A 12,693-nucleotide genomic window follows, 5' to 3' on the forward strand; every position below is an offset into this window, starting at 1 on the left:
GCGCACTTTCTGTTTCTTACGATAATTAACTAAAGCCTGTTTATCTTTTTTTCTTTTTCTTCTTTTTGTTTTTCTTCATCATGCGATTCATGGCCATTTTACCTAGCTTGCCTTTAACGCCGCCACCTAACATTTGATCCATACCAGGAATATTCATATCCCCTTTGGACATTTGTTGCATCATTTTTTTGGATTCTTTAAATTGTTTAATCATGCGATTGACTTCAACCACACTATTTCCTGAACCAGCTGCAATTCTGCGGCGGCGACTAGGATTTAATAGATCAGGATTTTCACGTTCTGCAGGGGTCATTGATAAGACCATCGCCCGTTTCCGTGCCACATCTTTTGGATCGACTTTGACATTTTCAATACCAGGCATGTTACTCATTCCAGGGATCATTTTTAATAAGTCTTCAATCGGTCCCATGCCCATAACTTGATCCAATTGCTCAATGAAATCGTTAAAGTCAAAACTGTTTTCTTTCATTTTTTGAGCAAGTTCTTCTGCTTTTTTCTCATCGTAATCTTGTTGCGCTTTTTCAATTAGCGTCAACATGTCCCCCATACCTAGGATACGACTCGACATACGATCGGGATGGAAAATTTCTAAATCAGTTAATTTTTCACCAGAACCGACAAATTTAATCGGAGCGCCCGTTACTGCCCGAATTGACAGCGCAGCCCCCCCACGAGTATCGCCGTCCATTTTGGTAATAACAACCCCAGTAATTCCAAGCTGTTCATTAAAACTATCTGCAACGTTGACAGCATCTTGCCCCGTCATCGCATCAACAACTAACAGAATTTCATTGGGATTAGCCAACTCTTTAATTTGTTTCAATTCGTCCATTAAAGCTTCGTCAATGTGTAAACGGCCGGCCGTATCAATTAAGACATAATCATTTTTCTTTTCTTTTGCTAATGCTAACCCTTGACGAACAATTTCCACTGGATTAGCATCTGTTCCCATATCAAAAACGGGAACTTCTAATTGTTGACCTAAAACCTTCAACTGATCAATCGCTGCTGGACGATAAACGTCACCAGCGATTAAAAGCGGACGAGCGTTTTCAGTTTTCATTAAGTGTTTGGCTAATTTACCAGTAAAAGTTGTTTTACCAGCCCCTTGTAACCCTGTCATCATAATCACTGTTGGGATTTTTGAAGATTTATTCAATTCAACCGTTTCTGAACCTAACGTTTTCGTTAATTCTTCATCAACAATTTTTACAATTTGTTGGGCTGGTGATAAGCTTTCTAATACTTCGACTCCTACTGCCCGTTCTCTGACGCGTTTTGTGAAATCTTTGACCACTTGTAAATTAACGTCGGCTTCTAATAAAGCCAAACGGATTTCTCGCATCATTTCTTTTACGTCGGCTTCGGAAACTTTTCCCTTACGACGGATTTTACTCATTGCCTGTTGTAGGCGGTTTGTTAAACTCTCAAAAGCCATAGTTTCATTCCTCTATTTCTTGAATTTGTTCAATATATTTTTTGATTTCACTATCTTTGGGATAAGTTTCTTGAACATACTGCTGTAGTTGTTCAAGATATTCTTTCCGTACAACATAGTTTGAATAAAGATGTAACTTTTTTTCGTATTCTTCTAAAATTTTTTCGGTTCGTTTAATGTTATCATAAACCGCTTGGCGACTAACCTCATATTCTTCCGCAATTTCTCCTAAAGAAAAGTCATCAGCATAGTAAAGCTCCATATAATTCATCTGCTTTTCCGTTAATAATGTCGAATAAAATTCAAATAACGCATTCATGCGGTTTGTTTTTTCCATTTCCATGAGCCGTGCTCCCATCTTCAATCCCTTATAGGTTACCGATTTCATAGGGAATAGTCAATCTTTTTTTACTAAGTTTTTACCTTTTAAAAAGAAATGTCCGCAAGTTGCCATGTTTCTTCAGAATAAACGGTCATTCCTTGTTGAATAAAATAAGCAGTTGCGACTCCAACTCCAGCTTTTTTAATGCCAGAAAATTGTCCATCATAAATCAGCTGGCTGCCACAGCTGGGACTTTTTTCTTTCAAGATCAAGGTTGTAATTTGTTGAGTTTTTAATTTTTGATACGCGCGCTGTGCCCCTGCTTTAAATGCCTCAGTGACATCTTCCCCATTATCCGTATATACATAAGCAGTATTCGCCCAAACATCAAAGCCGTCCCCGCCAATGATTTCTGCTGGCGGACGTGGAATGGGCAACTCTCCTAAAACTTCGGGACAAATCATTATTGCTTTTCCATTAGTTACAAGTTGTTTTAACGCTTCTTGTTCTTGAGATTTTCCATCGTAACGGCAACAAATCCCACCTAAGCAACTACTAATACCAATCATTCGCTTCTCCTCATTTCATTTCTCTATTATACCATGAGTTGACTTTTCTCAAAAGTAGCATTCTCGCTTACTTTAAAGTACGTTCTTCCTCTAAAAATATGTTAAACTAACAATAGTGAAATATACACTTATTTTCAGAAATTTCTTGAAGGAGTTATGTAAATGAAAAAAGTTCTTGTCGTCGATGATGAACCATCGATTTTAACTTTGTTAACCTTTAATTTGGAAAAAGAAGGCTATCAGGTGACTACTTCCGAAGATGGTAAAAACGGCTTCGAATTAGCTTTGTCTAATCAATATGATTTTATAATTTTAGATGTAATGCTTCCTGGTATGGATGGCTTAGAAATTACCAAAGCACTTCGTCGAGAAAAAATTGACACGCCTATTTTGATTTTAACTGCCAAAGATGAACAAGTAGATAAAATCATCGGCTTAGAAATTGGGGCAGATGATTATTTAACAAAACCTTTTAGTCCCAGAGAAGTCCTAGCACGCATGAAAGCTATCTTTCGTCGTTTAAAACCTACCACGACCGAAACGCTTCAAGAGGACACACCTAAAGCTCCGCTTGTGATTGGCGAGATTCGTGTAGATGAACAAAATTATGAAGTCTTTGTGCGCAATCAGCCCATTGAGCTAACACCGAAAGAATTTGAATTACTCGTTTACTTCATGAAACGCAAAGATCGGGTCATTAATCGGGAAACCTTGTTGGAACGAATTTGGCAATATGACTTCGCTGGACAAAGTCGCATCGTCGATGTCCACATTAGTCATTTACGTGATAAAATCGAGCCCGATCCCAAACGGCCCGTTTACTTAGTAACTGTCCGTGGCTTTGGCTACCGTTTTCAGGAGCCAAAACGATGAAAAAGAGACTGCGGATTGAATATTTTTTAGTTGCGGCAGTCATGCTTTTATTATTTGTCGGAAGTATTGCAGCGACCAATTTTTTCTTTCAAAAAGAAATGGTTGCTCAGCAAGAAACCTATTTAAGAAGAAAAAATACCCTTTTAACAGACCAGTTGCCCCCTTCCGTTTTCGAAAAAGGGCAACTGACAAACCAACAACAACTCCTTGTCACCCATGCGTTAGATGATGCAGAAGAACGGGTAACTTTGTTGCAAAAAAATGGTACCGTCTTTTTTGACAGCAGCCAAAATGAACCGCTAGAGTCGCACAAAAAACGACCTGAAATCGCTGCGGTTCTATCAGGAGCTACCTATGGTTCAGCTTTACGAAAGAGTAAAACGTTAAATAAAGAACTTCTGTACGTTGCCACGCCTGTTTTAAAATCAGGAGAAATCGTTGGAATTATTCGGATTTCGGAACAAACCGCGCTATTTTCTAAAAATATCCAATCTTTTCGTCGCTATATTATCTTTACATTTGGCATCTTGTTCCTACTAATTACCTTGTTTATCTTTTTATTGTTACGGCAAAAAAATCAACCGCTAGTGACTGTCTTACCGATTCTGAAACGAATGCTTAAACATCCAGATGAAAATCGATCCATTATCCAGCAATCTTCTGAATGGAATGAACTTTACGAAACTATTAACTTACTGAGTCAACAAGTAAGTCAAACGTATAAAGCGTATACGTCTGCGGATGAGCAATTTCACGAACTTTTAGATGAGTTGATGATTGGTGTCTTTATCATTGATACGCAAGGACGGCTTCGTCTGTTGAACCCTAAAATGCAGGAAATGTTAGGACTCTCTGCTAAAAATATGCAAAGCAATTATCTCGAAGTGATTCAAGACGCCGATTTGATTCATTTAATCCATCAAGTCGTTGCTGAAAAAAACAGTTTACATCAAGAAATCACTGTGACACAAGGACCCACACCTTTACGATTAGATCTTTCTCTTCGTTACTTGGATGATCAAAGCGCCAATGATTATCAAGTGTTAGGAATTGCCTATGATTTAACGCGCGTTCGCCAACTAGAAAAAATGCAAAAAGATTTTGTATCAAACGTGTCTCATGAATTAAAAACGCCTGTCACTTCTCTTTTAGGCTTTACCGAGACACTCATAGACGGCGCCAAAGAAGATCCGGAAGTCCTTAATCAATTTTTGCACATCATGCAAAAAGATGCCCAGCGTCTGCAACAATTAATTCAAGAAATTTTAGAACTTTCTCGGGGCAGCGCGACAATTCCTTATGCAGAACAAGAAATTACTTTAGAAAAATTTATTACAGAAATTCTCGGTTCTTATCAGCAACAATTGGCAGCAAAACAGCTGAAAACAGTCGTTCATGGTCTGCCAGAGAGCCAGTTTTTCACCAAATACGAATTGTTTTATCCAATCGTGAAGAATCTAATTGAAAATGCCATTCAGTATTCCCAAGAAAATGGACAGATTACTATTTCTTATGCTATTGAAAATCAGCAATTACGTTTATCTGTTCAAGATACTGGCATTGGCATTAGTCAAAAAGACCAAGAACGGATCTTTGAACGGTTCTATCGTGTCGATAAAGCACGTAGCCGTCATTCTGGTGGCACCGGTCTAGGTCTAGCTATTGTCCAAAATTACACAGAATTATTAGGCGGTAAAATCGCCATTGATAGTCACTTAGGCTTAGGGACCACTTTTACAATCACCTTGCCTTTAACAAAAAAAGAAGCCTAAAAAAACTCAGCCAATCCTGTTTATTGGCTGAGTTTTTTTGTTTATTTTTCAGTTACTTTTCCATTTACATCACGTTCTACTTGCATGTCTGTGATGGCTAAATAACCTAAGTCTTTGACAATTGTCTTTTGAACATCATCGGTGACCATATAGTCTAAGAAGGCTTTTACTTCTTTATTAGGCTCCCCTTTTGTATACATATGTTCATAAGACCAGATTTTCCATGAATTGTCTTTCACGTGTTCTTCTTTTGGTTCAACACCATCAATGCTTAAGGCAACGGTGGAATCATCCATATAAGAAAAAGCTAAATAGCTGATTGCTCCTGGTGTTTGTTCAACAATTTTACGAACTGTTCCCGAAGAATCTTGTTCTTGTGATTGAACTGGTTTAGCTCCATCTAAGCCCCATTTTTCAAATGTTGCTCGGGTGCCACTTCCGTTTGCGCGATTTATTACGACGATTTCTTGATCTTTGCCGCCCACTTCTTTCCAGTTTTTGACTTTGCCAGTAAAGACATCAATCAATTGTTGCTTCGTTAAATTCTTCACGCCGACTTCTTTGTTGACCACTGGTCCCATACCAACCACGGCCACCCGATGATCAACTAATTTAGAGGCATCCACGCCATCTTTCTCTTCGGCAAACACATCGGAATTTCCAATGGTCACTGCGCCATCTGCAACTTGCGAAAGTCCTGTTCCGCTGCCGCCACCTTGGACAGAAACTGTATAATTGGGATGTTCTTGTGTAAATTGATCTTTCGCAGCATCTACTAACGGTTGTAAAGCGGTGGAACCAACAGCGACAATTTTAACTGGTTTGTTACTATCCGCTTCGCTGGATTTTTCAGTTGTGCCTCCTTGAGCTCCGCACCCAGTTAATAATAACCCTAGACTCAGCATAGTTGCTGCAATTACACGTTTTTTCATCTTTGCACTTCCTTTTCAATTAGTTACAAGTTTAGTCTACCAAGACTCTGTTAATTCTGTTTCAATTAAATGTAAATAAAAGGTAAAGGTGTGTAAAGAATCTATAAAGGCTAGTGCGTTACGCGTTGTGTCGCCATGTAATGTGCGATTCGTTCCATGGCCGTTGTTAATTTATCCATATCGGACGCATAACTAATTCGGACGTATCCTTCTGCTTCTGGACCAAAAGAAATACCTGGAATCAACGCTACTGCTTCTTTTTGCGCTAAATCAATACAAAATTTCATAGAATCTTGTTCATAACCAGTAGGAATCTTAGCAAAAATATAAAAGGCGCCATTTGGACGCGCAACCTCAAACCCCAATTGAGTCATCTGTTCATAAACAAAATCGCGCCGTTTCCGATACTCTTCTTTCATAATTTCAGCATCATGCATTCCTTCGATTAAGGCACGAACAGCCGCTTTTTGAGACACTGTTGCAGCCGCAGTAACTAAATACTGATGAACTTTAATGATCTCCGCTGTTAAAATCGCTGGTGCAAAAATAAAGCCAATCCGCCAGCCTGTCATGGCATGTGATTTCGACAAACCGTTAATTAAAATCGTTTGGTCACGTAACATTTCAGCAATCGAAACATGACTCTCATCATAAGTTAACTCACTATAAATTTCATCACTAATCACAAAAATGTCGTATTTTTTTAGAACATCAGCAATTGCTTGCAACTCTTGGCGGTTATAGGTGACACCAGTTGGGTTGCTAGGATAATTTAAAATAATTGCTTTGACTTGTTCCCCATGCTCGGCCATTGCCGCTTCAATCATTTCAGGGGTCAAGACAAAATCGTTGCCTCGTGTATCCAAATATACCGGTTCCGCCCCCGCCAATGTAATAATTGGTTCATACCCTGGGTAAATAGGTGCTGGCAATAGCACTTTGTCACCTTGTTCTAAAATTGCTAATAACGAAGCTGAAATCGCTTCTGTTGCTCCAACTGTTACTAAAATTTCTGTCCCAGGCTGGTAAGTCAAATGGTACTTTTCTTTCATAAAATAAGCGGCTGCTTCACGGACATCTAATAAACCAGACATCCCTGTATAATGAGAAAAATTCGCATCAATTGCTTCTTTGGCTGCTTTTTTGACATGCTCAGGTGTGTTAAAATCCGGCTCTCCTAGCGTTAATTTTAAAATACCTTCAATTCCTGAGACTTGTTCGTCAAATTGACGAATTAAAGAAACAGCAATTTTATTTACTTGACGATTAAAACGATTGGTTAAATCCATTTAGCTTCACTCCTTCAGTTGACGTTATAGTAGCACAAATTGACCGTAAAATGAATGATTTTCTCATTGTTTCGCTAGATTTTTATTATAAATATCTCAAAAAAACGACAGAGAAGAAAATAGGAGAACTTTGTCCTTTTCAACAAAGTTCTCCTATTTATTTATTTTTCGAAACGCCATGTCCGAATTTCAAACGGACGTAATGGTGCATCAACTTCTATCGCTGGTGTCAACGGTTCTTCTAATACATTTGTTAAACAAGTCGCTGGTTGTGTCTCTTTGTGAAGTTCACAAGGAATATTTTGCGCTGTTAGATTAAAGCCACGAACGACTAAATGATTTGTTTGCTCTTGACGTTTAACGGCTGTCCAACCAATTGGTCCTTCTGCCGTTGTCAAATAGACATGGTTCGGTGCTAGTTTACCTTCATGACGCGTAGTAGTAGCTGCAGTAAAAGGAATTTGTGCACTATAGGCTTGTTGATACGTAGCAAAGCGTTCTTCTGGTTTTCCATGCAATGACAAACCATATTTAAAGGTATATTCTCCTTGGCATTGTGCTTCTGGTGTCGCAAAATAGCCCCAATCACCTAGTTCGCCAACACAACGAATTAATGTGACCGCAATGGTTCCATCTGCCAAGACTTCATACTCATTTAAGCCTTCATTGAAGATAGTCACGCCTTTATTTTGGTCATGAACATTCACAAACGCTTGTTGGTGCTGCGGGTTTGTTGGATTTTCCCATGCGTCGCTTACTTGATTTGGTCGTGTCACGACTTCATAAATACTATCCGCTTCGTGTGTTTCTGTGACCATGCCAGTTGGGAAAAGCACGCGTAAACGATGATCTTTGATTTGATTATTAATGGTTGTTTCAAAGAATAATTGGTTACTTTCTTTGATCATTGTAACCACTGTCGTTATTTCGAACGGGCGAAGCGTCGTTGAACGTTGTGCTTGGCGTTCTCTAAACTCACGAACAGCCTTTTGTTCTTCTTCTAATCGTTCATCTGCTGAAACTGGTAACATGACGGTTTGTTTAATTTGATAACTTGCTTTTACAGGGGAATTTTCTTTATTCGTAATTTCAGCCGTTACATTTTCGGTTGTAATTCCTTGGTCTTCGGTCGGTTTGAAAAAGATATATTCATTCCCAATGTCGCCAGTATCTTCAAATGTTAACAATTTTGAAAATGTTTCTCCTGTTTTTTTGTCAGCAATGGTTAAGCTACCATTGTTTTCAATTTTCACTTGAATAAATTCGTTTTCCATTTCATTTGTTGCTGGTTGAGCCAAAAGACTTCCTTCAAAAGCTTTCGTTTTTCCTTGAATCAATGCAAAGCTATCCCAAGAGAATGGCGCCATTTCTTTGACAGATAATTCGACCGTTAAGTATTTAGCCATGTACGGTTGACGGAAAGCATCTTTAGGTAAATCGTAACCAAAACGAACATCTTCTTTGACAATACGGCTTGCAACGGCTTTTCCAGTTGGATCAATCACTTGATAATCTGGGGTGGCTTTTTGTTTTAATTCATGATAAAGATCTTCAGGTTTTCCTGTATAAAATGGCAATCGTTCAATCTCCACTTCCACAGTGACAACCTCCGTTTTCTGATAGCCACTAGTATTAAATAAAACAAACGGGTGCGCTTTTTCTGGGAAAACACTTGTATCAATTGCTTCTGTTAATTGTCGTGTTGCTTCATCTGCTAAGAAATGCCCGACATCATTGGCATTTTCAAAGCGAGTCATCATGCCTCGGTGAACCTCGTCGACAGAACAGCCACAAATACTATCGTGCGGATGGTTTTGAAGCAATGTTTTCCAAGCATAATCAAATTGGTCATGTGGGTAGTCGCCAGTTACTTCGTAAGCCATCGCTGCTAAAGGTTCTGCGATATTTTCTAATTGGCGTTGGACTTTTGTGTTCCACTGTTTTAAATAGACGCGAGCAGAAGAAGTATTGGCTAATGTGTACCAGCCGTCCGTTTCTTGACTCGTTAATTCGCCTGTTACTGTTCCTAAATCTTCTGGTAACTCCTCTTGAACAGCTTTCAAATAGTCATCGAAATTGGAATGAATAAATTCATATTCTGGGAATAGTTCATTGGCTAAAGCGATGGCCTTAGTAATATCTCTTTGTACCGGTTGGTGGTCGACCCCATTCATCATTAATAAATGGTTTGTGGAAGCGTAACGTTCCACATCAGCCAATTTTTGTTTCCAAAAAGCGATTGCCGCTTCTTTTTCTGAAGGAATTTCGTTCCCGTTACTATACCAGTTTGCAAAAAGCAAGCCGAAAATTTTGGTTTGGTCTGGACCTTCCCACCACATTTCAGAATATTGTGAGCTATAGTCGCTTTCTAAGACTTGATTATCAAAGCCAATCGGTTTCACCCCGCGTCCAAAGGCAGCCGCAGGCAGATTTGCTAATTGCATCATTTGAGGCGTTTGACCCATGTTACCAAATGTATCCGGGAAGTAACCTAATTGAACTGGTGCTCCCCATTTTTGACTTTCTAAATGCCCAATCAGCATGTTTCGAACATTGGATTCAGAGCTAATTAAAAAGTCATCTTGTAAAATATAAAATGGTCCGATTTTTAGTTTGCCTGCTTGGACAGCTTTTTTCACGGCTTCTTTTTTCTCTGGGCGAACTTGTAAATAGTCGTCTAAGATAATCGTTTGTCCATCTAAATGGAAACTGTTAAACTCTGGATCATTTTCAATTAAATCTAATACATTATCCACTAATTCAATTAAGCGCATATGATGTTCTTCATAAGGAAGATACCATTCACGATCCCAATGACTATGGGAAACAATATAGACTTTTTTCTTTGTCATCACTTTTCCTCCTATTTTTCCACTCGGATGTCAAAATAATCCATAACTAATTCACAAAACATCATATTAGCCCATGAAAACCATTCTCTTGTATAATTTTCAGGATTATCTACGTCAAAACCTTCATGCATCAAATGAGTCCCCGCATCTGTGGCAACTAATAAATCTAAAATCCGTTCTTTTTCTGCTTTATCTTTGGTTGTCATTCCTTCCATTGCTAAAGCAATCGGCCACACGTAATTTTCTGGTGTATGCGAGCTACCAATCCCTTTCGCGTATTTACCTTCATAGAAGTAAGGATTTTCTTTACTTAATAAGGTTTGACGGGTTGTTAAATATTGTTCATCCTCTGTTGAACAATAACCCAGATAAGGGGCTGCTACTAAATTGGGAACATTACTGTCATCCATCACGCTTGCATTGCCTAAGCCATCCACTTCATACGCATAAATCGTTTCGTTATTTTGATTTTTTGTTCGTCCAAATGTTTGGATGCCTTCTTCAATCTCTTCTTGTAATTTTTTAGCAATCGCCACAATCGTAGCATCTTCTAAAACATCAGAGAAAATTTCTTGAATATAGCCTAAAATTACGACTGCAAACATGTTAGAAGGAACTAAGTAACCATATTGGCAGGCATCATCACTAGGACGGAAGCCTGACCATGTCATCCCTGTTTTGCCAACTGGTATTCCTTTCCCTGCTTCAACCAACGTATCTTCTTGACGCCACGTATCTCGTTCAAATAAATAAGGTGACTGTGCGTGATCTTGTTCTGTTGTAAAAACGTTGAGAATTTTTTTGACGCCTTCCACAAAATCTGAATTAAATTGTTCGGTCATCCCAGTATTTTTATAAAGTAAATAGGCTAATTGGACCGGGTAACATAATGAATCAATTTCATATTTCCGTTCCCAAATCCAGCCATTCATTTCGGTCTTATCAGTTTGATGGCCTGCATGATTATCTGTTTCATTAAACGCATTGGCATATGGATCAATGCAAATATAACGAAACTGACGCTTAACCAACCCAGCAATCATTTGAGCAAGGTCTTCGTCTTCTTTCGCAATCACTAAATAGGGACGAACTTGTGCTGTTGAGTCTCTCAACCACATTGCTGGAATATCGCCTGTTAATAAAAAGGTAGTACCATCTTCTTGACGTTTCACTGTTGTTAGTAAAGTATTGGCAAAGGCCGCCTGAAAGTTTTTTGCCCAATCTTGATGTGCTTCACCGCATTTTTCTGTAATTGTCTCCATAAATGTTGCTACGGATTTTGGAACTTCTGTATAAACCATTCTCGTCACCTCTTAAATTTGATATATCATTTCACAATTGAATTATAGCGTTTACATTTCACTTTGTCTAGTGATTTCAATCATTTTTTTCATTTTAAAACCAATTAATTTATGGTAAACTATAAATAAGATATATCTTATTGTGAGGTGAAATGAATGAAGCAGCCATTATATCAACAAATTATTGATTATTTACAAAATGAAATTGATTCAGGGCGATTGCCTGTTGGAGCGCAAGTGCCTACCGAAAAAGAATTATCGGCTCAGTTTAACGTCAGTAGAATTACGTCCAAACGAGCGCTAACTGAGTTGGAAACGCAAGGCGTAATCCAACGTCACCAAGGAAAAGGAAGTTTTGTTCAAGCACCAAAGCATCCTCTTCATACCTCTTTAAATAAAGTTCTTTTTTTATTGCCTTTTGCAGACGATTTATCAGTAGGAAATTTCTATAGCGGTTTGGCCCCTACTATTCAAGCAGCTGGTTTAGAAGTCTTTATGACCTCGCCTAATTTTTTGAGAGAGAAAAATGCTGCGGACATTGTGAATGAGTTTGCCGGGCTTGTCTATTATGCTGCTACTAGTAATGACTACCTCGACTTATTGTTTGAGTTGGCTTTGATGAATTTTCCAGTCGTTGTCTTGGATAAAAAGATCCATGATTTACCTTTTGCAACCATTCAATCAGACAACTTTGCTGGTGGTAAAACAGCAACCGAACGCTTAATTGGCTTAGGACATACAAAAATTGGATATATCCTTTCAGGAAGTCCGGCCCTACAATCCGTTCGGCAACGTTATTTAGGTTATCTCCAAGCTTTAAAAGAAGCCAATCTGGCGTTCCATACAGCAATCACGGAAACCAATCTCTTAGATGAACACAACTTTAAACAGTATTTTGAGGCGCACCAACTCACAGCCGTGGTCTGCGATAATGACTTCAGCGCGTTACATTGTTTACGAAACTGTAAAAACCTAGGTATTCATGTGCCTGAAGAATTATCGATTATTGGTTTTGACGATATTCAAGCAGCAGCATTTGTCGAACCGCCATTAACAACCATGGCGCAAGACTTTAAAGAAATGGGAAAACTAGCTGGTGAAGTGTTATTACAAACGATGCAACAAGACATTCAAATCATAGAAGACATTCAAGTACCTGTCACATTAATTGAAAGAGAAACCATTTCTACTGTTTCAAAATGAGCCAAAAAAGAAGAGCGTGGGACAAAAATCACTTTGGATTTTTGCTCCACGCTCAAAAACTAATAAACGGCGGGAACAGAAGCAACTCCTTCGGAAATAAGCCGAAATTCTCCAAAAATTA

10 protein-coding genes are annotated in these 12,693 nt (G+C 38.6%); 3 read left to right on the forward strand and 7 right to left on the reverse strand.

What is annotated here, in order from left to right:
• Positions 1 to 40: 40 nt before the first annotated feature.
• From ffh to PYW42_RS07340, 3 genes are all read right to left on the reverse strand, one after another.
• Entirely contained in the window at positions 41 to 1,459 is a 1,419-nt protein-coding gene (ffh, locus tag PYW42_RS07330; protein WP_002409459.1) for a signal recognition particle protein, read from the reverse strand.
• Between the two features lie 4 nt (positions 1,460 to 1,463).
• Positions 1,464 to 1,802, reverse strand: a complete 339-nt coding sequence (locus PYW42_RS07335) for a putative DNA-binding protein (RefSeq protein WP_002357429.1) — start codon at positions 1,800 to 1,802, stop codon at positions 1,464 to 1,466.
• Between the two features lie 83 nt (positions 1,803 to 1,885).
• The gene (locus PYW42_RS07340) at positions 1,886 to 2,350 is read right to left on the reverse strand and encodes a 2-thiouracil desulfurase family protein (protein WP_002357428.1); all 465 of its coding nucleotides are present in this window, start codon (positions 2,348 to 2,350) and stop codon (positions 1,886 to 1,888) included.
• Positions 2,351 to 2,512: 162 nt separating this feature from the next.
• On the opposite strand from PYW42_RS07340, the gene PYW42_RS07345 reads away from it, so the two are divergent.
• Both PYW42_RS07345 and pnpS read left to right on the forward strand, forming a co-directional pair.
• Positions 2,513 to 3,223 (forward strand): response regulator transcription factor, encoded by a 711-nt coding sequence (locus PYW42_RS07345; RefSeq protein ID WP_002357427.1) that lies wholly within the window; start codon positions 2,513 to 2,515, stop codon positions 3,221 to 3,223.
• Complete coding sequence (pnpS, locus tag PYW42_RS07350) at positions 3,220 to 4,995, forward strand: two-component system histidine kinase PnpS (RefSeq protein WP_002390658.1); 1,776 nt, start codon at positions 3,220 to 3,222, stop codon at positions 4,993 to 4,995. The genes PYW42_RS07345 and pnpS overlap by 4 nt, the downstream gene beginning before the upstream one ends.
• 41 nt (positions 4,996 to 5,036) lie before the next feature.
• Here the strand turns inward: pnpS and PYW42_RS07355 are convergent, their stop codons facing one another.
• The 4 genes from PYW42_RS07355 to PYW42_RS07370 all read right to left on the reverse strand — a co-directional run bounded on the left by PYW42_RS07355 (position 5,037) and on the right by PYW42_RS07370 (position 11,369).
• Complete coding sequence (locus tag PYW42_RS07355) at positions 5,037 to 5,927, reverse strand: phosphate ABC transporter substrate-binding protein PstS family protein (protein WP_002357425.1); 891 nt, start codon at positions 5,925 to 5,927, stop codon at positions 5,037 to 5,039.
• Between the two features lie 110 nt (positions 5,928 to 6,037).
• On the reverse strand, positions 6,038 to 7,216 hold the full coding sequence (locus tag PYW42_RS07360) for a pyridoxal phosphate-dependent aminotransferase (protein WP_002364035.1): 1,179 nt from the start codon (positions 7,214 to 7,216) through the stop codon (positions 6,038 to 6,040).
• Positions 7,217 to 7,377: 161 nt separating this feature from the next.
• Positions 7,378 to 10,068 carry an alpha-mannosidase gene (locus tag PYW42_RS07365; protein WP_002384461.1) on the reverse strand — a complete coding sequence of 897 codons (2,691 nt, stop codon included), beginning with the start codon at positions 10,066 to 10,068 and terminating at the stop codon, positions 7,378 to 7,380.
• 11 nt (positions 10,069 to 10,079) lie between these two features.
• On the reverse strand, positions 10,080 to 11,369 hold the full coding sequence (locus PYW42_RS07370; RefSeq protein ID WP_002364038.1) for a glycoside hydrolase family 125 protein: 1,290 nt from the start codon (positions 11,367 to 11,369) through the stop codon (positions 10,080 to 10,082).
• Positions 11,370 to 11,525: 156 nt separating this feature from the next.
• Between PYW42_RS07370 and PYW42_RS07375 the strand changes: the two genes are divergently transcribed.
• Positions 11,526 to 12,572: a GntR family transcriptional regulator gene (locus PYW42_RS07375; RefSeq protein WP_002360181.1), complete on the forward strand. Its 1,047-nt coding sequence runs from the start codon at positions 11,526 to 11,528 to the stop codon at positions 12,570 to 12,572.
• Positions 12,573 to 12,693: the final 121 nt, after the last annotated feature.

Source organism: Enterococcus faecalis, assembly GCF_029024925.1.
Lineage (GTDB): Bacteria > Bacillota > Bacilli > Lactobacillales > Enterococcaceae > Enterococcus > Enterococcus faecalis.